The following is a 22,159-nucleotide window of genomic DNA, read 5'->3' as shown; positions in this document are numbered from 1 at the left end:
TGCCAACTGATACTTGCATTATCGCTTGTATCCCTACTTTGCATGGAATACAGCTTGTCGCTATTTCCGTTAACATCTCACTTTTTGTGTCATTTGTTATGCATGGCAAAACATCTAGCACTTTTATAAATAATGTACTTAAATTCTATTGAAACGGACTAATATCCCCAGCACCTTCGCGCATAATAGCAATACTGTCTTCTGAAAAATCAATGACCGTCGTTGGCGACTCGCCTAAATAACCGCCATTTAAAATTAAATCGACCTGATTTTCTAATTGGTCGCGTATTTCTTCGGGATCATACTCTGTACTATCATTGCCCGGTAAAATTAAACTGGTCGTCATTAAAGGCTCGCCCAACAATTCTAATAATGCAAGTGCAATAATATTATCCGGAATGCGAATACCAATGGTACGTTTACTGGGATTCATTAAACGTTTTGGTAACTCTTTCGTTGATTTAAAAATAAAGGTATATGCGCCGGGGGTGTTCTTTTTTAACATACGATAGGCTTGATTATCAATCCGTGCAAATGTCGATATTTCAGACAGGTCCCGACACAATAAAGTGAAATTATGTTTTTTATCAAGGTCGCGTAAGTGGCGAATACGTTCAAGACCTTGTTTATTATCCATTAAACAACCCAGTGCATAACCCGAATCGGTCGGGTAAATGATCACGCCATTATTTTTTAATGTTTCGACCGCTTTTTTCAAAAAACGAACTTGTGGGTTTTCAGGGTGTACATATAAAAATTGACTCATGATTTCTTCTCTTTAAGGGCATCAACTACCGCCCAATCTTGCCATACTGGTATTGCGATCTCGGGTAAGTGTAAACCTTTACCCAGATCTCTCCAACGACCTACAAAATGAAAATCACTACCTTGAGATGCCAGTAATCCATATTCTTTACTCCACATCGCCAATTGTAAACGCATTTGTGGTGATTGTTGCCCGCGTGCGACTTCCATTGCATCGCCACCAGCAAGTTTAAATTCAGTAAATAATCGGCGCATCCATTTATTGGATAATTTATATTGATCCGGATGCGCTAAAATAGCTTGTCCACCCGCATTATGTATTGCCTCAATTGCAAGGTGCATATCGACCCAATTATGTGGGACATAACCAATATTGCCACGGCTCAAATACTTATCAAATACTTTGACAAAAGTAGGCGCTACGCCTTGCTCTACTAAATAGCGAGCAAAATGAGCGCGCGTAATGGCGCCCTCTCCCGCTAACGCTTTAGCGCCTTCATAAACACCTTCAATATTCGCTTTAGCAAGACGTCTGCCCATTTCTAAAGCGCGGATCTCGCGCTTTTCTTTTTGTAATAAAATAAGTTCTGATAATGCTTGATGTTGTACATCGATATTAACACCGACCACATGAATTTCATGATTTAACCAATTGGTGGTAATTTCTATGCCATTGATAAGTTTTATTTTCAAGCCTAAATCAGCAATGGCTTTATGTGCGGGCGCTAAACCATCGATAGTATCGTGATCGGTCAGCGCTAATATATCAACTTGTCGATTAGCAGCTCTGATCACTAATTCTTGTGGCGTTAATTGACCATCTGATGCAGTGCTATGCGAATGTAAATCAATTAACATATATTTCCTAAAAATAACCTTGACATTAATGCGCTTATCGCAAAGGATAGAAGCATAATTTTTATGGAATGCATGATATATGATTTTTAATACAATTACTCTTACTCTTTATTGGTGGCACTTATTCTCCCTTCGCGAGCAATGAGGTTTTTGTGTATAAAATTTTCCAAAACCAAATTTAAAAGCTCGCAAATTGCGGGCTTTTTTTGTATTTGGCGTTTAAAAAAATAATGGGAATAAATATGAACATCAGTAATAAGATCCTTTTTCGATATTGGCGATAATAAATATTCAGCAATAAAAGTCGAAATTTATTAATACGCTAAGATTTAAAGGATATAAAAATGAATACATTACACCCCATTGGTGTTTTAAAAAGCTTTCATGTTGAAAGCCGCTACGTACCAAAATCATTACCCCTTTTTCAAGTGTTAACGAAAAACACACATAATAATTTGTTGTTTGATTCTGCAGAAATCTCCACCAAAGCACATTTAAAAAGTATTATGTTACTCGATGCCTGTTTGAAAATAACCTGCCAGGGGTTACAAGTCACTTTTGAAGCCTTAACTGATAATGGCAAAGATTTGCTGGTTTTTATCACCCCTCAGTTTTCAATCCAATACATTATTAGCCAAAGCGCCCGAAAACTTTGCGTTATATTTCCAAAAGCAGATGCGGATATCGATGAAGAACAACGTTTAAAAAGTGCATCTCCTATGGACGCCCTACGCTGTATACTCGAAAAAATAAGAGTGCGTAGCCAACACCCTCAAGCACTTTTTTTGGGTGGTATTTTTGCTTATGATTTTATTGGCACTTTTGAGCAGTTAATCGACGTCACAGAAAGTACCAACATTTGCCCCGATTTTGTTTTTTATGTGGCTGAAACACTCCTTATTCAAGATCATCAAAATAAAACATGTGAAATTTTAGGCTCCGTTTTTGGTGGGCTATACAGTGATGAAAATGAACGGCGCATTCAGGCTCGCCTCTGTGAATTGCAAACTATTTGCGCTGACTTTAAAGCGCAAGAAATGCCGGTTATCCCATTACAAGGGAAAATAAGTACCGATGTCAGCGACCAAAAATACAAAAAAATTGTCACAGATCTTAAACAACACATTATAAATGGTGATATTTTCCAAGTCGTGCCTTCACGCAGTTTTTATCTGCATTGCCCCAATCCCATGGGCGCTTATGCAAAACTAAAAGAAACTAATCCTAGCCCCTATATGTTTTATCTAAAAGACAGTGAGTTCACCCTCTTTGGCGCATCTCCTGAAAGCGCATTAAAATATACAAAAGACAGTAATGATGTCGAAATATATCCTATTGCAGGGACACGCAGGCGAGGCTTTAACCCCGATGGTTCCATCAATAAAGATTTAGATAGCCGTTTAGAATTAGATTTACGCTTAGATAAAAAAGAAACGGCCGAGCATTTAATGCTGGTAGATTTAGCGCGCAATGATGTTGCCCGCATCAGCATACCGGGAACGCGCCATGTCGCAGAGCTGTTAAAAGTCGATCGTTACAGCCATGTGATGCACTTAGTCTCTCGTGTTGTGGGTAAATTGCGCACCGATTTAGATGCCTTACATGCGTATCAAGCGAGCATGAACATGGGCACTTTAGTTGGCGCCCCTAAAATTCGCGCATCGGATCTGGTGCGTAGCGTTGAGAAAAAACGCAGAGGCAGTTATGGAGGCGCAGTAGGCTATATTAATGGTCAAGGGGATATGGATACCTGCATTGTTATTCGCTCGGCGTTTGTTAAGGATGATATTGCACAAGCGCAAGCCGGTGCTGGCGTTGTCTTTGACTCCGACCCTACGCTTGAAGCGGATGAAACCCGCCATAAAGCGGCAGCCGTATTAAGCGCTATTGCACAAGCTCATGGTGTCACCCTTAATGATGTAGAGGTATAATTTGATGCAAACATCCCCTAAAAGCACCTTATATTTTCTCGATAACTTTGACTCTTTTACTTACAATTTAGTGGATCAGTTTAAAGCGCTCGGTCACCCGGTGAAAATTTTCCGTAATAACCAAAGTGCCCAGAAAATAAAAAAACACATGGATGACTGCCCTGATAATGTTTTACTTGTTTTATCACCTGGGCCCGGCGCGCCAAGTGATGCTGGTTGCTTAATAGAGTTGATTAAATTATGTCGCGGCAATATTCCCATGCTTGGTATTTGTTTGGGCCACCAAGCTTTAATTGAGCAATACGGTGGACGCATAATTAAAAGCGCTGAAATTGTGCACGGTAAATCCTCATTGATACAGCATTGTAACAATCGTATGTTTGCAAACCTTCCTCTGCCACTTTGCGTGGCACGTTATCACTCGTTAGTGGGTACTGACATTCCTGATGAACTTGAAGTGATTGCTGATTTTAACGGGATGTGCATGGGCGTTTATCACGCCAAAGATCGCGTGCTAGGTTTCCAGTTTCATCCAGAATCTATTTTAACCTGTGAAGGTGCACAGCTATTACAAAATAGCTTACATTTTTTACTCCAAGAAGGAGCGCATTAAATGCAGATATTAGAGCAGTTATATGCAGGCAATTCCCTGACTCAAGCGCAAAGTCATGATTTCTTCAGCCAAGTCGTTAAAGGTGAAATTGATCCCATCGTATTAGCTTCAGCACTCACCGCATTAAAAATAAAGGGTGAAAGCATTGCTGAGTTAAGTGGCGCGGCGAGTGCATTGATAGCGAATGCCAAAGCGTTTCCACGGCCAACTGAGCCTTGTACTGATATTGTCGGCACCGGAGGTGATGGCCTTGGCACCATTAACATTTCCACTGCCAGCGCCTTTGTAGCAGCAGCTTGCGGTTTAAAGGTTTGCAAACACGGTAGCCGTAGCGTTTCGAGTAAATCGGGATCGTCCGACCTATTAAGCGCCTTTGGGGTGAATGTTGATATGTCAGCGCAACGTGCGCGCCAATGTTTAGATGCCCTCAACATCTGTTTTCTCTTTGCGCCAGCATATCATGCGGGCATGCGCTTTGCGGCCCCCGTACGCAAAGCACTGGCAACACGATCTATTTTTAATTTATTAGGCCCCCTTATTAACCCCGCCCGTCCGAGTACGGCATTACTGGGTGTTTACGCGCCAAATTTACTGCTACCGATGGCAAAGGTGCAACAGCAACTGGGCATGCAACGTGTGATGGTGGTATTTGGCAGTGGCCTTGATGAAATCGCATTACATGGCGAAACGCAAGTTGCCGAACTGGTGCGCGGTGAAATTATTGAATATACACTCTCAGCCGACGATTTTGGGGTGAAAAATTATCCCCTTGAGGCAATATTAGGTGGCACGCCAACACAAAACAAAGAGATCATTGAACGTATTTTAGAAGGCCAAGGCACCCCCGCACAACAAGCTGCCGTTGCGGTTAACACCTCTGCATTATTGGTCATTAATGGCCTTGCTAATGACTTTAAAAGTGGCACTCAAATGGCGCTTAAAAGTATGCAAAGTGGCAAACCACTGCAACTCATAAAACAACTTGCGGAGATGAGCCAATGCTAACTGACAATCCTTTACAAAACAGCTGTTTACAAGATACGATTTTAGGTGACATTGTTAAAGATAAAATCCTTTGGGTTAAAGCGCGTAAAATAGCGGAGCCACTACAAAGCTTTAAAGAGACACTCGTCAATAGTGATCGCGATTTTTATCAGGCATTAACCCAAACTGACAGCGTTTTTATCCTCGAGTGCAAAAAAGCATCGCCTTCAAAAGGCTTATTACGCGCTGATTTTGATGTGCAACATATCGCGCGTCAATACGCGCCTTACGCCAGTGCCATTTCTGTTTTATGTGATGAAAAGTATTTTCAAGGCAACCTTGAATATATAAAAAAAGTACGTGACGTTTTAAAGCAACCCGTTTTATGCAAAGACTTTATTGTCGACAGTTACCAAATTTACTTGGCGCGCCATTACCACGCCGACGCCGTATTATTAATGCTATCGGTGCTCGATGACGAAACGTATCAAACGCTTAGCGATCTCGCGCAGCGCTTTAACATGGGCGTACTCACCGAAATAAGTAATGAGAGTGAGCGCCAGCGCGCCGTCGCCCTTAATGCAAAAGTCATTGGCATTAATAATCGAGATCTGCGTGACATGAGCATTGATTTACAACGCACTCAAACACTCGCCCTGAATATTCCCGAGGATAGGATCATTATCAGCGAATCGGGTATACAAGATCACAGCCAAATTGTGAAACTTAGCCAATACGCTCATGGATTTTTAATCGGCAGTACGTTAATGGCGCAAGATAATATTGATTTTGCCTGTCGTAAACTAATTTTAGGCGAAAACAAAGTGTGTGGACTCAAGCATGCTCGCCATGCAGCAGACGCCTATCAAGCAGGCGCTATTTATGGTGGATTAATTTTTGTTAAAAAGTCGCCTCGTTATGTCACTCTCAATGAGGCCCGTTTAGTCATGAATGGCGCGCCACTACACTACGTTGGCGTCTTTCAAAATGCAGAAATAACGATCATCATTGATATTGTTAAGCAATTAAACTTACGCGTTGTGCAACTGCACGGCGATGAAGATGCAACTTACATAAACGCGCTTAGATCGCAGTTACCCGCGCAATGTAACATTTGGAAAGCACATGGGATCAGTAACTCTCTGCCTGACTTTAGTGCTTATGATGTTGATAAACACCTGTTAGATACGCGTATTGGAACGCAGCAAGGGGGGTGTGGTAAAACCTTTAACTGGGATCTATTAAACGCCCTGCCAATCAAAAAAAATCAATGTATTTTAGCCGGTGGATTAACACCTGACAACGCTAAAGAGGCGGCTTCTATGGGGTTTTCTGGACTTGATTTTAACTCTGGTGTTGAAACACGCCCCGGTGAAAAAAACAGACCATTAATGATGCAAGCCTTTACACAATTAAAGCAATACCGGCGCTAATTCGACTCTCATAACTCACTCTTTTATTTAAGGTAATACAAATGCAAAAATTAAATCCCTATTTTGGACAATTTGGCGGTATGTATGTACCACAAATTTTAGTCCCAGCACTTAAACAATTAGAAAATGAATTTATTAGCGCCCAACAAGATCCTGACTTTATTGCCGAATTATCTGAACTATTAACCGAATACGCAGGCAGACCTACCCCGCTGACTTTATGTCGTAATTTAACCAAGGGTAAAAAAACCAAATTATATTTAAAACGTGAGGACTTATTGCACGGTGGCGCGCATAAAACGAATCAGGTGTTAGGCCAAGCCTTACTGGCTAAGCGCATGGGAAAACATAAAATAATTGCCGAAACCGGTGCGGGCCAGCATGGCGTTGCAACGGCCTTAGCTTGCGCTTTATTAAACCTTGAATGTAAAGTTTATATGGGCGCCGTCGATATCGAACGCCAAAAACCCAATGTTTTTCGGATGCGTTTAATGGGCGCAGAAGTAATATCGGTAAGCTCCGGCGCTGGCACCTTAAAAGATGCCTGTAATGAAGCATTACGTGATTGGGCAGGCAGTTTTGACGACACGCATTATCTATTGGGCACCGCCGCTGGGCCGCATCCTTTTCCAACTATCGTGCGTGAGTTTCAAAAAATAATTGGTGAAGAGGCTAAGCAGCAGTGCCTGAAAAAAGAAGGTATTCTGCCACATAAAGTCATTGCCTGTGTGGGTGGTGGCTCTAATGCTATTGGTATTTTTAATGATTTCATTGAAGATGAAAGCGTCGAGCTTATCGGCGTTGAGCCTGGTGGCTTAGGCGTAAAAACGGGCAAGCATGGCTGCCCTATTAAGCATGGCTCAAAAGGTATCTTTTTTGGAATGCACTCTTTAATGATGCAAGATGAGCATGGCCAAGTTGAAGAGTCTTATTCTATTTCTGCCGGACTCGATTTCCCATCAGTAGGGCCTCAGCATGCGCATTTAGCCGAAACCGGCAGAGCAAGCTATGTTAATGCTACCGACGCCGAAGCATTAGACGCCTTTCACGCACTCGCGAAACAAGAGGGCATTATTTGCGCACTTGAATCCGCACATGCTTTGGCACATGCTTTAAAAATCATTGAAAATGAGGATAAAGATCAGGTGATCATTGTTAATTTATCCGGCCGTGGTGATAAAGATATTTTTAACGTCGCTAAAATTTTTGAAGAAAAAGGAATTCTGTCATGAATAACCGTTATGCAACACTCTTTAATAACCTCAAGGCTAAAAAACAAGGGGCTTTTGTGCCTTTTGTTACCATTGGAGATCCTGATCAAGCGCGCTCTTTAGAAATAATTAACACCTTAATTACAGCGGGTGCTGATGCGCTTGAGCTAGGGATCCCCTTTTCAGATCCTGTCGCCGATGGCGTCGTTATCCAAAATGCATCTATTCGCGCTTTAAGCGCAGGCGCAACGCCAGATACCTGCTTTGCTATCATTAAAGAAATACGCGCATTACATCCCGACATTCCGATTGGTTTACTCCTATATGTCAATTTAGTTTATCGTAATGGTATCGAAAACTTTTATGAGCGCGCTAAAAATGCGGGCGTAGATTCCATCTTAATTGCCGATGTACCGTTACATGAAAGTGCTCCTTACCGTCGCGCCGCAAAAAAATATGGCTTGCAGCAAATTTTTATTGCGCCACCAAACGGCGATACAGAGACGCTTAAAAATGTGGCAGAGCACAGCCAAGGCTATACCTATTTACTAAGCCGTGCGGGCGTCACGGGAAGCGATGCAAAAGCGGGTATGCCCGTTGAAAACATGCTAAATACATTGCATCAATATAACGCGCCTCCGCCGCTGCTTGGCTTTGGGATATCGACGCCTCAACAAGTAAAAGAAGCAATCACATCAGGGGCCGCTGGCGCGATCTCTGGATCTGCTGTCGTCAAGATCATCGCCAATAATCTACAACATCAAAATAAATTACTCAGTGAGATGCATACCTTTATTAAAGAGATGAAAGCTGCTACCTTTAATTAAAACATTAAGGGCTTAAAGAAGCATGTGACGCGGCAGCGCACATGCTTTTGAACAAAATACGCTAATTTTTTATATTGTGTATTTAATAAACGAGAGGAAACATTTACATCATCTACTAACCCCCGTATAAAGAGAGACAGTTGTTGAGTTAATCAGTCAACTATAAAATCAGCATCGACACTACACTGCCATTTGATTAAACCAAAGAGAGAAAAATGAAACAATTACGCGAATTTATTCCCCTGATAGTCTTTTTTATTGTTTATAAGATGAGTGATATATATACGGCAACCGCCGCATTAATGATCACGATGACACTGAGTTTTATTTTGAGTTATTTTCAAAATGGCAAAAAAACAGATAAAATGCAGATCATCACTCTCGCCATGATCTTAGTTTTCGGCTCACTCACCTTAATACTACACGATGATGTTTTTATTAAATGGAAAGTAACTGCTGTGTATGGCTTATTTGCCATTGCCCTTTTTGTCACTCAATTTATATTTAAAAAACCTGCATTAAAACAAATGTTAGGTAAAGAGTTGATCCTACCAGATAAAGTGTGGAACACATTAAATAGCGCATGGATGCTATTTTTCATCGTGCTTAGTGTCCTTAACCTTTATGTTGCTTTTAATTTATCTCAAGAGATTTGGGTTAATTTCAAAGTGTTTGGTCTACTCGGTGCAACCTTGATTTTTACCGTATTAAGTGGTGTTTATATTTATAAATACCTGCCACAAGCTAAAAAAGATGAAGCCTCTGATATCAGTCCCCCAAAGGAGTAAATATGTTATATGTTATTTTTTCCGAAGATGTAAAAAACAGTTTAGCATTACGCGTTGCGACGCGTGAGGCTCACCTTGCACGCTTAGAAACATTGCAGCAACAAGGCCGATTATTAATAGCTGGCCCTAACCCTGCCATTGATAAAAGCGACCCAGGTGATGCCGGTTTTAGCGGCTCAACGGTGATAGCAGAATTTAACTCTTTAAGTGAAGCGCAAGCTTGGGCTGATGCGGATCCCTATCAAAAAGCTGGGGTTTACGCATGCGTAACCGTTAAACCCTTCAAACAAGTTTTTCCTAAAACTTAAACTTAATGGCATCTTTTAGATAATAAAAAGGTGCCATCTAAACTTAGGCTTAATTAATAGTTATCACTCATACAGGAAACAAGATATTCCCCTTCTATTTTTGACTTCGCTGCGTTCACTTGATTATTATATTGTAAATTTATTTTTTGATGAAAGCATAAGGTTAAAGAGGTGGATGTCCGGCTTATCTTATCCCACCAAAGAATACCTTCCATCGTTTGTCGATGTTCAGACTTGTTATCACTATATCTTCAAGAAAAATGGCTTTTAACTTCGAGCATCGTTCATCAGAGAGCATTAATCGGGCATGGTGATCTCGTTGTTTTTAGCGAAGTAAATGATACGAGATAGCCCTCCACTTCCACTCATAAAACACTTCTTTGAACAAAATACAAACAAATGTCAACAGCCCCTAGTCGTTTTTTTGTTTAAAAAACCATTTATTGTACTAGATCAACATTCATGATCGTTTATGACTCATACTGACAGACAATACCCACCTGTAGGTACTTCCGGTTAGTATACACCTAAGACAATTGTTGTTATAACTTTTTAAATTTATCTGTTATCGCGTTGATGTTGAATGAAAAAAGAGTAAATAAATGATCGCGACAGCTATTAATTTATCAAGTGAAATTTTGTGGGAGTTTTTTCTACCACTGCTTATTTTATTAGGCTTATTTATCAATATTAAAATGATAAAAAACCATGCAAGCCTGAGCAGACCTGACGCTACGCTGTGGGAATTTAATAAAATAAAAGGGGCTTTATCTATTTCATTAGCCTCTAAAGTGGGTACGGGAGCAATTATTGGTGTGCTTGCTGCTATGTGGGAAAGTAGTATAGACGGAGTGAGTACGGGCGTCGGTGTTGTTTTTTGGGTGTTTGTAGGTATTTTGTTTTTGGTCCCTATCACTTATTCAGAAGTGTTGTTTACTCAAATTTGCCAACAATCACCACGGGATTTTATTGCTACCCATCTAAATGAAAAATCAGCAACTATTTATGCCGTAGGTTTAGTTGCTCTCTATGCCTTTGGGTTTGTTGGATTTCAGTTGACAGGTGTGCAAACGGTGGTGCGATACGTATCAGAAACCTATCTAGACTATTCATTTAGCCCGAGTAATGCGCTACTTTATATCGTATTGCCCATTATTATTTTAGCTACTATGGTCATTATTACCAAAAGCCACCAGCTATTTATTAATACCCTTTCGTCACTCATTTTCTTTATTATCATTGCCTACCTGCTGTTTTTTTTGCTTTTTGTTTATCAAACCAGTTATTTTATTGGTGAGTACTTTAAACAGATAACGTCACAAATAATGAGCCTTTCAACGGTTGCCATTGGTTTGCCACTCGGGTTAATTATCGCTTTTCAACGAATTATTCAAATTAGTGAAACCTCATTAGGTACGAGTGCATTATCTAGCTCAGACAGAGAAAACTCACCTCGTCGAGAGGCACTTATCCAAACTATTTCGACATTAATCAGTATCTTTATTGCCGTTATTATTACCAGTTATATCTTTGCTTATGGACAAACTCATATCGAATCAGTCGCACTGTCTGCAAGTGGTTTTGAGCGCATCAGTGGTTATATCTTCACGGTGTTTTCTGTGACAGGTTATGCGGGGTTAGTGGTCGTATTACTGTTTTTTATTGTTTCTGGATTTACCACTATTTTAGGCTCATTTCATTATGTGAATACCAGTTTAAAACTTTCTGAAAATGGGATCATTATTACTTATATATTATTAATTTCTCTCTCTGGGGCCTTAAGTGTGACCCATTTTGAACTTATTTTTGAAGCATCCAATTTATTAATGTTTATTGTTGGTTTTATAAATTTACTGGCAATGGCACTCTTTATTTATAAAAAAACGTCAAATCTTAAATCTTAAGGATCTATTATGAACAAAAAAATATTAATTGTTGGTGGTGTTGCTGGAGGTGCTTCAACGGCAGCACGTTGTCGTCGTCATAGTGAAGAAGACACTATTATCATGTTTGAAAAAGGCCCACATGTCTCTTTTTCAAACTGTTGTTTACCGTATCACCTAAGTGGTGTTGTTGCTACAGCAGAAGAGCTCGTATTAATGAGCCCGAAGCAGTTTGCGGATCAATACAATATTGATGCGCGTGTTGCTAGTGAAGTCGTCTCCATTGATCGCGCGGCTAAAACAATTTTAGTGAAAAATGTTGAAACAGGAGAAGAATACAATGAACATTATGATAAATTGATTCTTTCCCCTGGTGCTAAACCTATTGTGCCCCCTATTCCAGGCATTGAAAAAGTAAATACTTTTTCAATTCGCAATGTGGTGGATATTGATCGTTTAAATAAATTTATCAAAAAAGGTGATACTAAAAATATCAGTGTGATTGGTGGTGGCTTTATTGGTGTTGAAACGGCTGAAAACTTAAAAGAGGCGGGATACAACGTTACGTTGATTGAAGCGATGCCACAGATTATGAAACCGTTTGATTACGATATGGTACAGATCCTTCATAAAGAGTTACATGATCATGGTGTAAACTTGATTGTTAATGATAAGGTTGAGCGCTTTTCAGAAAATAAAATAATCCTTAGTTCAGGCAAAGAGGTGGATACCGATGTTGTTGTAATGGCAATTGGTGTAAGACCTGAAACAGATTTAGCAAAACAAGCAGGACTTGATCTGGGTAAAACGGGGGCGATGAAAGTCAATCAAAATTACCAAACGAACGATGCAGATATTTATGCAGTGGGTGATGTGATTGAGGTTTATAGCTATTTATATAATGATTACTTCCAATTACCCCTAGCAGGTCCTGCTCAAAAACAAGCGCGTGCTGTTGCTGATCATATTAATGGTATGGCAATAGATAACCGTGGTTATATTGGTTCATCCGTGATCAAGGTATTTGATTATAACGCAGCTTCTACGGGTTTAAACGAGGGGATGATCAAAGCATTAGGGCTTAATCTCTGTTACAACACGGTTAACATTATTCCTAATGACAAAGTTGGTTTAATGCCATTTGGTGCGGTTGCACACTTTAAATTAGTCTATGAAGTGCCAACTGGGCGCATTCTAGGCGCACAAGCGATTGGTAAAGGTAACATCGACAAACGTATTGATGTGATTGCAACGGTGATCAAGTTCGGTGGCACGATTTACGACTTGAAAGATTTAGAGCTTTGTTATGCACCGCCATTTGGTACTGCAAAAGACATTGTTAACTTTGCAGGTTATGTAGCAACCAATTTAATGAACAGTGACTTTAAACAAGTACACGGTAGCAATATCCGGCCACTTGTTGAAAGTGGTGCATGTATTGTTGATGTACGTGAAGAAAGTGAATTTGCACAAAGTCATATTAAAGGTGCAATTAATATACCATTGAGTGAAATTCGTCAGCGTACTGATGAACTTCCTAAAGATAAACCACTCTATCTGCACTGCCGTAGTGGTCAGCGTAGTTATAATGCGGTACTTGCACTGCAAAATATGGGCTTTACCGATGTTTATAATGTATCCGGTGGTTTCATGGGACTTTGTTTCTATGAGTACTTTAATGATAAAACATTAAAGCGTACACCCATTGTAACTGATTATAACTTCGACTAAAAATGTCGTGACATAAATAGATAAATGATCTCCTAATGAGGTCATTTTTAGATACATACTCATGATGCTTCAAGGTACACAGTCAGCAAGGAAAATTGTTCCAAGATACTAGGCATAAAATTGAACTATCGCTATTTTATATAGAAATTTTATAACAACGCAGATTGGTGTAAATTGCCTTTTCCTACGGGGCGCAAGCTTGAAAATTAGCCCTACGTTGTAACAATCTAAAATTAAAATAACAATTACCTCATCTGTGCCTTACTCTGATTTCCTTATTTATATCTGACAAAGTAGATTGAGATAACATGAGTATCATTATAGATATTGGATAAAAAATGAATAAAACTCAGAATATATTAGGTGCATTTGTTGCCTTAAGCGTTGTTGTTTTTGGTGCCATGTTATTAAAAACAGATGCACTGTTTTTCCGCCTATTATTAGGCCTCGGCTTAGGTTATGCACTCACACGTGGTTTCCTTGGTTTTGCGGGTAGTGTTAATCGAGCTTATAACGGTGGCTCTACAAAGTTGATGATTGTATTAATGTTTATGTTTGTTATAACGGCAATCATTAATGCGGGATTTTTATTAAACGGTGAGTTAAGTCATTACGATTTGTGGATCAACCCTATCAACTTAGGCTTAGTGGTTGGTGGTTTGATGTTTGGCTTTGGTATGAGTTTTTCATCATGTTGTGCCTCTGGAGTGATGACTGATTTGGTGACTGACTTACCTCGCGCAGGGATCACACTGGTCTTTTTTGCTATGGGTGTTTACCTTGGTTTTCCCTTACAAAGTAGTTTACCAATGATCAAAGATACACTGTTTTCAAGTAGTAGCTTTGTAAGTAAAGGAGTCTTTATGCCCGATCTTTTTGGCAGTGGGTTATATGCTTACCTTGGTGCTATTTTACTGACCATTTTATTTGCTTCTATTGTTATTTACCTGTCGAAAAAATATGAAAGTAAGCGCCGTGCTTCTGGCACATTCTACGGTATAGATTCTGAAGTAGAGCAGGAAAAATTAGCTCAAACTGAAAAAACAGAGCAAATTAAACCTTTTAAATTGCTCTGTTGTGAAACTTACGAAAAATTGTTTGTCGCGCCGTGGTCAATGCAAACAGGCGCTGTGATGATCATTGTTTTGTTTACATTAATGTTAGCAACAACACAAATGGGCTGGGGAGCATCAACACCTTATGGTATCTGGTTTGGTAAAGGGATGATGTTATTAGGCGTTTCTGTGGAGAGTGTTGCCAATTTTGCTGATCGTCCTATTGGCATGTTTACAACGCCTTTTTTTGAACATCAAATCACCGTGCAAAATGTTGGTATTGTGATGGGGACTCTTATTTGTGTATTACTGATGGGGCGGTTTAGCTTTAAATCTAGCTATTCAGCAAAACACCTCATGTTATTTGCAATGGGTGGTTTGTTGATGGGGTTAGGAACTCGTTTTGCGAATGGCTGTAATGTAGGCGCCCTTTATACTCCGATTGCTAATTTATCATTATCAGGTTGGATCTTCTTAGTCTTCTTAATTACGGGCGGTATTTTAGGTAATAAAGTCGCCCAGAAAACATAACTTATATAGAGTAACGGTAACTTCTCATAAACGGGTGCCAGTATTTAAAGACGTTAGTCATCTTTTGACTATCTCTGACAATAAGGGCATCTTTTAGATAAGAAAAAAGGCGATATCATCGCCTTTTTTCTTGTTTTGCCGATGCTACCAATTAATTTGAATGCAGCATACTATTTAGTTCCACCGCACTCTTATTCGCTAAACATTCAATTTGACCAGTGATGGAATTACGACGGAAAAGAAGATCGTTTTGCCCCGCAAGGTCACGCGCTTTAACAATCTCAATTTGTGCGCCTGATTTATCAAGTAATTTAACTTTAGATCCCGCAGTAACGTATAAGCCCGATTCAATAGTACAACGGTCGCCCAAAGGAAACCCAAGGCCCGCATTAGCGCCCAATAAGCTATTCTCACCTATTTTAACGACCACTTTACCGCCACCACTTAACGTACCCATGATAGATGCACCGCCACCAATATCAGAGCCTTCACCGACCATAACCCCTGATGAAATACGCCCTTCAACCATACTAACGCCGGTGGTTCCTGCATTAAAGTTAATAAAACCTTCATGCATCACAGTAGTGCCCTTACCCACATAAGCGCCCAATCGCACGCGAGACGTATCGGCAATACGCACACCTTCTGGCACAATGTAATCCACCATTTTAGGGAATTTATCCACACAATCAACGCTGATAACATCCCCGTTTAAACGTGCTTCAATTTGACGCTCTGCAAGCTCAGGTAAATCAATAGGGCCTTTATTTGTCCAAGCAATATTATGTAATACAGAAAATATGCCGTCTAAGCTCAGTGCATGCGGTTTTACTAAACGATGAGAAATAAGCTGTAACTTTAAAAACCCCTGCGCCACACTTGCTGGTGCATCGTCCGTCTCTAAGATAGTTAACACTAATGGCTGAGTTGATTTAGCAGCTGCCACAGCAAAGTCAGCATTACTTGTTTCATCTGCGCCATTAAAGGCAGCACTTAGTTGCTCTGCTACTTCAGGACTTATTTCAAGCGTTACATTACCGCCTTGATAACCGCTAAGCGCGCCAACTATCGCGACTAAATCATCACTTGGAGCAAGCAATGGATAAGGATAAAAGACTTCTATGATTTTGTTTTGACGGTTTTTTGTGGCCGTACCAAACGCAAGTGCAAATGTAGACATAAGATAGCTCCGATGTGGAAATTTAAAAAAGTAGCAATATTAGTATATTGATACTAGAAATTGTATTTTGATTAAACGTTGTATTGTAATTAAAAACGGTATTGTGCTTAAAATCTGTATTGATATTAAAGCTGATATTGATATCAAAAGTTGCCTTCATCATAAAGAAGGCGTTTGTATATTTAAAGAAATATATAACAAAGACCAAAATTAATCGTAAATTCACTTTTTCATCGACTCGATGCCATTTCAAAAAGCAGACAAAAAAAAGATAATAATATAAGTCCTATATTATTATCTTTTAAAGACAAAATTTGGAGCGTTTATACCTCGCTAGGCGGTGTATTATCTCTCGCGTTTATTTTATCTGGCGAGTTTTACGCAGTAATTCATACGCTTTTTGAATGTCTTGTGTTTTTTCTTTGGCTAAGTTCATCATCTCTTCAGGTAAACCTTTCGATGCCAGTTTATCTGGGTGATTTTGACTCATTAATTTGCGATAAGCACGTTTAAGCTCTTTGTCACTCACATTTTCATCAACACCCAATATTTTATAGGAATCACTGCTACTTTGTTGCGATTGTTGCTGGCGTTGACCTTGATGATAGTGTTGTTGGCCTTCGACCATTTGCAGTAAACGATCTAATTCAAAACGTGAAAAGCCTAATTGCTCTGCAATAATGTATAGGATCGCTTTTTCACTTTCATCAATCGCGCCATCTGAAAATGCCACTTGGATTTGGATCCCCAAAAACATTTGCAACACATTACGATCACCTCGCACCATTTGTGCAAATTCAGACAACGTCTCCTGCAACGGGAAATTATCGTTTTTACCAAAGGCAAAAGACGCTTTTGCTTGTGCGCGCATCTCACCTTGCAGGCGCATTTGATCCATGTATGCATTGGCAACTTGAATGTCTGTGGTGGTGACTTGACCTTTCGATTTGGCCATGTGGCCCATTACCGAAAAGGTCGTATCAAAAAATATTTTTTGCCGAGCACGACTATTATTGGTATTCGAAAATAAGCCATTTTGCATATCAAAATTAATCGCCGTCGCACGATCAAAACGGTGCCCTAACCAAATACCTAATAACATCCCGAAAATATGACCAAACATAAAACCAAAAAAAGCGCCGAGTATCTTTCCCCAAATTCGCATAATGCTAAAAACCTTCTGTTCTAATATGAATTAAGCGTATATTGACTAACTATTTGTCTTTTTACCAATTTTTTACACAATTAACGACATTTAATCGAATATTTGTTAACAAAGATTGGAGCACCCGAGAGTTTGCTTTATGATAGCACTTTCTGTTTTCTATTTTTCAAGCATCATGTATTCTTTTTTATGGCGTTTCAGTGAGTAATTAATGTTTAAATTTTTCGCTTTATTTATTATTTTGTCCCCCTTTTTAACGCTCAATGCAGCCACTTTATCTGTCACGCCAGAAAACCATGAAAAAAATAAAGAGCAAACCGCCTCCATTCGCGCTACAAGCTCGCGTTCGACCCTTGAATTTTTCAACCAATGCTATCGAAATGTTCCCGCGGTGATCCCTAACACCTCAACGACACCCGCGAATCAATTACCGGTTAATATCAGTGCCTTCAATTTATTTGGTTTAACCGATAAACTTGTTTATCGTGATGATGTAGAGCTAACACATGACGATAAATTTTTATCTTCAAATAAATTAACTTATTTTGTAAAAGACAAACGCGCCATTGCAGAGGGGGATGTAAAATTTGTCAATGGTAACGTCACCTTGCATGCAAAACGCATTGCCACTGAAATGCAGACTAATCAAACCTCTTTTTATCAAAGTAATTATCAATTTCATGGACGTAATGGCCGAGGTGACGCTGCGCGCATTTTCGATAACGGACAAGATTTATACGAACTTAATGACTCGACATACAGCGCGTGCCCACCCGAAGATAACACTTGGTCATTAAGCGCAACAACCCTCTATATTGATAATAAAGAGGAAGTCGGTAGCGCCTATAACGCAGTGCTGCGCATTAAAGATGTGCCAGTCTTTTATTTCCCTTATATTACTTACCCTACGAGTGATAAGCGTAAAACAGGCTTGCTTTTTCCCTCTTTTGATCTGTCGACTAATAATGGTTTTACCATCTCTCAACCTTTATATATCAATATAGCCCCGAATATGGACGCCACTATTACGGCGAAAAGTATGCAAAAAAGGGGCACGCTACTCTCTGCAGAGTATCGCTACTTATTTGATATTGGTGGTGGTAAGTTTCAAGCTGAATATTTAGCTAATGATAAAATAACCGATGATAAACGTTACCTATACCACTGGGATCATAACGTTAGTTTTGCTAAAAATTGGAATTTCAACGCCACTTATTCAAGCGTCAGTGATGATTCTTATTTTAGTGATATTGATACCCCTTATGGTGAACGCAGTGATAACCAATTACTACAAACCGCCAATTTAAGCTATCGCACCAAAAACTGGAACAGTGAGCTTGAAGTTCGTAATTTCCAAATTTTAGGTAACGGCGATAGCCCGCATAAAGTGTTACCAAAACTTTCTTTTAATTTATACCAACCTTTGAATTGGAAAAGTTTACAACTTGATTTGTATTCCGAAATTTCACGCTTTACCCATGATGATGAAAACGTCTATACCGGTACGCGTGTTCATATCGAGCCTAAATTATCATTACCCTTATATTATGACTCAATATTTATCAATACCGAGTTAAAATATATGCTGAGTCTTTATGAGCAAGATATCCCAACGCTCTCTCAAAAATATTCTTGGTATCGTGACTTAGAAAGTCAAGTGCTACGCGCTATTCCGTCTTTTAAAATAAATTCAGGGGTGAATTTTGAACGCGATTTTACTTTTTTAAACAGCGATTATCGACAAACGCTGGTGCCACAAATACAATACTTATATGTGCCTTATCAAGATCAATCTGCCATTGGCCTCTATGATACAACCTTAATGCAACAAGATTATTATGGGCTTTTCCGCGATAACAAATTCTCCGGCTATGATCGCATTAGTGATGCAAACCAGCTCACTCTCGGGGTATCATCGAGCTTTCTTAATGCGCAGGGGCAAGAGAAAATGCGCTTTGCCATTGGTCAAAATTACTATATTACGGAGTCTGATGTAACATTACCCGATAAAACGCGGGTAAGCACCAGTAGCTCTTCTATTATTGGCGAATTTGATGTTAATTTTGCAGGGAAATACTTCTTACACAGTGGCTTAGAATGGGACAGTGAAAATAATATTATCAAGCGCGCTAATAGCACCTTTGAAAAACGCTGGTTCTATAATACCTATGCGCAGCTCAATTACCGTTATATTGCACCAACCGATAATGAGGACTTACAAGTCAACCAACTAGGCACTAAAATAAATTGGTCTATTAATGCGCAGTGGACCACTTTCGCCAGTTACTATTATGATTTAGAATACGATACCTCTTTTGAAAGTATTGTGGGTCTAAAATATCAATCGTGTTGCTGGGCAATTGGCTTAAGTTATGAAGAGCACATGTCGCCTTATTATGGCCCATTGTCTTCCATCAATGACAACTATACAACCGAACAAAATTTTAGCCTTACTTTTGAACTAATGGGCCTCGGTGGCGTCGGATACTCCGATGGAGATGAAAGTCTATTTGATTATGGCCGCCCTTTTTACTTACAATAATGGATATAAAATGAGATCGATACAATCCCTAATCGTGACAATGATCTGCACAATACTTCTGAGTGGCACCGTTGTCGCTAGCACTGAGCATCTAGATCAAATTGAAGCGATTGTTAATCAAGAAGTGATCTTAAGCAGTGATGTTAAGCGCATGGAAAAAGATATTCGCGCGCGTTATTTAAAAATGCAACAAGCACTGCCATCTAAGCAAAAGTTGCGTCAACAAATTCTCGATAAATTAATCAATGACAGCTTACAGCTACAAGTAGCAGAGCGCATGGGTCTGCGCCTTGATAACGCGCAAGTGGATCAAACCATCCAGCAGATATTAAAAAAAGAGGGTAAGAACATTGCCCAATATCAGCAAGAACTCTCTCGAAAAGGTCAGAGTTATCAAGCTTTTTCTGATAGCGTTCGTAATGAACTCACCATCAATGAAATACGTCAAATGCAAGTGCGTCAACGCCTTAACATTTCTGAACAAGAAATAAATTTAATGGTGCAACGTTTAAATAAAGACGGTAAAAAAAATACGCAGTTCCATTTTATTCACATTCTCTTAAAAACAGATCCAAATGCCCCTTTACACGCACAGCAACAAGCAAAAAAAATAATGCAACGCTTAGCACAAGGTGAAAGTGCAAGTAGCTTAGCGCGTCAATATTCTCAAGGCCCTAAAGCATTAGACGGCGGCGATTGGGGATGGCGAACAGTCGATGAGATCCCCAGTTTATTTGCAGATAAGTTTGATGAATTAAAAACGAAAAAAGGCGATATTCTTGGCCCTTTTAAAACGCGACTAGGTTTAAGTATCATTCAAGTTTCTGATAAAAAAGGCATAAAAAACACCACTACACTGGAAGTCAATGCACGCCATATTTTAATTAAATCTAATATTATTTTAAGTGATAAAAAAGCAAAATTATTACTCAACACCTATCGCCAAGAAATATTAGAGGGTAAAGCAAACTTTGCAGAGCTTGCGCGCGCGCACTCACAAGATCCTGGATCAGCAGTAAAAGGCGGTAATTTAGGCTGGGCAGATCCCAATATGTATGTACCTGAATTTAGAGACAGAGCGCAGTCATTACGTATTGGTGAGATAAGTAAACCCTTTCATACGATGCATGGCTGGCATATCCTTGAAGTATTAGAAAAACGTCAAGCTGATACCACTGAAAAAGCCAGTAAACAAAAAGCCTACTCTATTTTATATAAGCAACGTTTTCCAGCTGAGGTGTATGCCTGGATGAATGAGATCCGTCAAGAAGCTTATATTAAGATAGTTAATGATAAGCCAAACGCGGCGCAAAAAAAATGAACAGCATAAAATTTGCACCGATCATTATTACCGCTGGCGAGCCAAGCGGTATTGGTATGGATATTGTACAAGCACTGGCTAGCCAAACATGGTCATTGCCTATCGTAATTTGTTGTGATAAAAATTTATTAGCAATACGTATCAAGCAATTAAATAATCAGATTGAACTCATTGATTATGCCTTAAATACGCCCTTAGAAACATTAGGGTTGGGTCAATTATATGTTGCCCATGTCCCTTTAAAAAAAGAAGTTAAGACGGGACAACTTGATAAAGAAAACGCGCAATACGTGCTTGATATGTTGTCTTTTGCAAATGATGGGTGCCTGTCGGGTGCGTTTTCAGCCTTAGTAACTGGCCCTGTACATAAAGGCATTATTAATGATGCTGGCATTGCTTTTAGTGGCCACACTGAGTTTTTTGCGCAGCAATCAAATACTGAGTTAGTGGTCATGATGCTGGCAACAGAAGGCTTACGCGTCGCATTAGTCACCACACACTTACCGCTAAGAGACATTGCAGATGCCATCACCAAAGAGCGCTTAACCCATATTATTCATATTTTACAACGTGAACTTAAAATTAAATATGGTATAAAAAAACCGCGTATTTATGTGTGTGGTTTAAATCCTCACGCGGGTGAGAATGGACATATGGGCACGGAAGAAATTAAAATAATAGAGCCTGCATTACAGCAGTTACGTCAACAGGGCATTGATTTAATCGGTCCTTTACCTGCTGACACCTTATTTCAAGAAAAATATTTAAAAGATGCAGATGTGGTACTTGCAATGTACCATGATCAGGGTCTACCTGTTTTAAAGTATAAAGGTTTTGGTAAGGCCGTTAATATCACACTGGGCTTACCTTACATTCGCACATCAGTTGATCATGGCACCGCGTTAGATATTGCAGGAAGCGGTCTTGCTGATGCAAACAGCTTGTTTTGTGCTCTGAATGAAGCCATTAGAATGGTACAAAACACAACAAAAAAAATAAATCCATAGCGTCACTATTTAGAGTATTCTAAAGC

At 39.5% G+C, this 22,159-nt stretch carries 18 protein-coding genes; 14 read left to right on the top strand and 4 right to left on the bottom strand.

The features are described 5' to 3' along the window. Positions 1 to 145 precede the first annotated feature (145 nt). Positions 146 to 766 carry an L-threonylcarbamoyladenylate synthase gene (locus PCNPT3_RS04140; protein WP_015464613.1) on the bottom strand — a complete coding sequence of 207 codons (621 nt, stop codon included), beginning with the start codon at positions 764 to 766 and terminating at the stop codon, positions 146 to 148. Then, positions 763 to 1,623, bottom strand: coding sequence for an RNase RNM (gene rnm, locus PCNPT3_RS04135; protein ID WP_015464612.1), 861 nt, complete (start codon positions 1,621 to 1,623; stop codon positions 763 to 765). The genes PCNPT3_RS04140 and rnm overlap by 4 nt, the downstream gene beginning before the upstream one ends. A 344-nt stretch (positions 1,624 to 1,967) precedes the next feature. Here rnm and PCNPT3_RS04130 point away from each other — a divergent pair, with 344 nt between their 5' ends. From PCNPT3_RS04130 to PCNPT3_RS04080, 11 genes are all read left to right on the top strand, one after another. Continuing rightward, positions 1,968 to 3,554 carry an anthranilate synthase component 1 gene (locus PCNPT3_RS04130; protein ID WP_015464611.1) on the top strand — a complete coding sequence of 529 codons (1,587 nt, stop codon included), beginning with the start codon at positions 1,968 to 1,970 and terminating at the stop codon, positions 3,552 to 3,554. A 4-nt stretch (positions 3,555 to 3,558) separates the two neighbouring features. Beyond that, a complete protein-coding gene (locus PCNPT3_RS14250) occupies positions 3,559 to 4,167 on the top strand; it encodes an aminodeoxychorismate/anthranilate synthase component II (RefSeq protein ID WP_015464610.1) in 609 nt (202 codons plus the stop codon). Further along, on the top strand, positions 4,168 to 5,172 hold the full coding sequence (gene trpD, locus PCNPT3_RS14245) for an anthranilate phosphoribosyltransferase (RefSeq protein WP_015464609.1): 1,005 nt from the start codon (positions 4,168 to 4,170) through the stop codon (positions 5,170 to 5,172). Beyond that, complete coding sequence (gene trpCF / locus PCNPT3_RS04115) at positions 5,166 to 6,584, top strand: bifunctional indole-3-glycerol-phosphate synthase TrpC/phosphoribosylanthranilate isomerase TrpF (protein ID WP_015464608.1); 1,419 nt, start codon at positions 5,166 to 5,168, stop codon at positions 6,582 to 6,584. The genes trpD and trpCF overlap by 7 nt, the downstream gene beginning before the upstream one ends. Positions 6,585 to 6,625: 41 nt before the next feature. Beyond that, the gene (trpB, locus tag PCNPT3_RS04110; RefSeq protein WP_015464607.1) at positions 6,626 to 7,816 is read left to right on the top strand and encodes a tryptophan synthase subunit beta; all 1,191 of its coding nucleotides are present in this window, start codon (positions 6,626 to 6,628) and stop codon (positions 7,814 to 7,816) included. After that, positions 7,813 to 8,622: a tryptophan synthase subunit alpha gene (gene trpA, locus PCNPT3_RS04105; RefSeq protein WP_015464606.1), complete on the top strand. Its 810-nt coding sequence runs from the start codon at positions 7,813 to 7,815 to the stop codon at positions 8,620 to 8,622. The genes trpB and trpA overlap by 4 nt, the downstream gene beginning before the upstream one ends. Before the next feature lie 215 nt (positions 8,623 to 8,837). Continuing rightward, entirely contained in the window at positions 8,838 to 9,410 is a 573-nt protein-coding gene (locus tag PCNPT3_RS04100) for a septation protein A (RefSeq protein WP_015464605.1), read from the top strand. A 2-nt stretch (positions 9,411 to 9,412) separates the two neighbouring features. After that, positions 9,413 to 9,718, top strand: coding sequence for a YciI family protein (locus tag PCNPT3_RS04095; protein WP_015464604.1), 306 nt, complete (start codon positions 9,413 to 9,415; stop codon positions 9,716 to 9,718). Between the two features lie 602 nt (positions 9,719 to 10,320). Then, entirely contained in the window at positions 10,321 to 11,622 is a 1,302-nt protein-coding gene (locus PCNPT3_RS04090; RefSeq protein WP_015464603.1) for an alanine:cation symporter family protein, read from the top strand. A 9-nt stretch (positions 11,623 to 11,631) separates the two neighbouring features. Then, positions 11,632 to 13,332 (top strand): FAD-dependent oxidoreductase, encoded by a 1,701-nt coding sequence (locus tag PCNPT3_RS04085; RefSeq protein WP_015464602.1) that lies wholly within the window; start codon positions 11,632 to 11,634, stop codon positions 13,330 to 13,332. Positions 13,333 to 13,670: 338 nt separating this feature from the next. Next, a complete protein-coding gene (locus tag PCNPT3_RS04080; RefSeq protein ID WP_015464601.1) occupies positions 13,671 to 14,918 on the top strand; it encodes a YeeE/YedE family protein in 1,248 nt (415 codons plus the stop codon). A gap of 151 nt (positions 14,919 to 15,069) precedes the next feature. Here the strand turns inward: PCNPT3_RS04080 and dapD are convergent, their stop codons facing one another. Both dapD and djlA read right to left on the bottom strand, forming a co-directional pair. Then, complete coding sequence (dapD, locus tag PCNPT3_RS04075; protein ID WP_015464600.1) at positions 15,070 to 16,098, bottom strand: 2,3,4,5-tetrahydropyridine-2,6-dicarboxylate N-succinyltransferase; 1,029 nt, start codon at positions 16,096 to 16,098, stop codon at positions 15,070 to 15,072. 358 nt (positions 16,099 to 16,456) lie between these two features. Then, positions 16,457 to 17,263 carry a co-chaperone DjlA gene (gene djlA / locus PCNPT3_RS04070; RefSeq protein WP_015464599.1) on the bottom strand — a complete coding sequence of 269 codons (807 nt, stop codon included), beginning with the start codon at positions 17,261 to 17,263 and terminating at the stop codon, positions 16,457 to 16,459. Between the two features lie 211 nt (positions 17,264 to 17,474). On the opposite strand from djlA, the gene lptD reads away from it, so the two are divergent. The 3 genes from lptD to pdxA are packed head-to-tail and all read left to right on the top strand — an operon-like array spanning position 17,475 to position 22,133. After that, positions 17,475 to 19,805: an LPS assembly protein LptD gene (gene lptD / locus PCNPT3_RS04065; RefSeq protein WP_015464598.1), complete on the top strand. Its 2,331-nt coding sequence runs from the start codon at positions 17,475 to 17,477 to the stop codon at positions 19,803 to 19,805. Positions 19,806 to 19,815: 10 nt separating this feature from the next. Beyond that, the gene (locus PCNPT3_RS04060; RefSeq protein ID WP_041771398.1) at positions 19,816 to 21,126 is read left to right on the top strand and encodes a peptidylprolyl isomerase; all 1,311 of its coding nucleotides are present in this window, start codon (positions 19,816 to 19,818) and stop codon (positions 21,124 to 21,126) included. Next, positions 21,123 to 22,133: a 4-hydroxythreonine-4-phosphate dehydrogenase PdxA gene (pdxA, locus tag PCNPT3_RS04055; protein WP_015464596.1), complete on the top strand. Its 1,011-nt coding sequence runs from the start codon at positions 21,123 to 21,125 to the stop codon at positions 22,131 to 22,133. Before PCNPT3_RS04060 ends, pdxA begins: the two co-directional genes overlap by 4 nt. The last annotated feature ends 26 nt before the right edge of the window (positions 22,134 to 22,159 follow it).

It is taken from the genome of Psychromonas sp. CNPT3 (assembly GCF_000153405.2).
In the GTDB taxonomy this organism is placed as follows: Bacteria; Pseudomonadota; Gammaproteobacteria; order Enterobacterales; family Psychromonadaceae; genus Psychromonas.
Note: the sequence above shows the minus strand (reverse complement) of the source record. Positions and strands in the feature narration are given on the sequence as shown.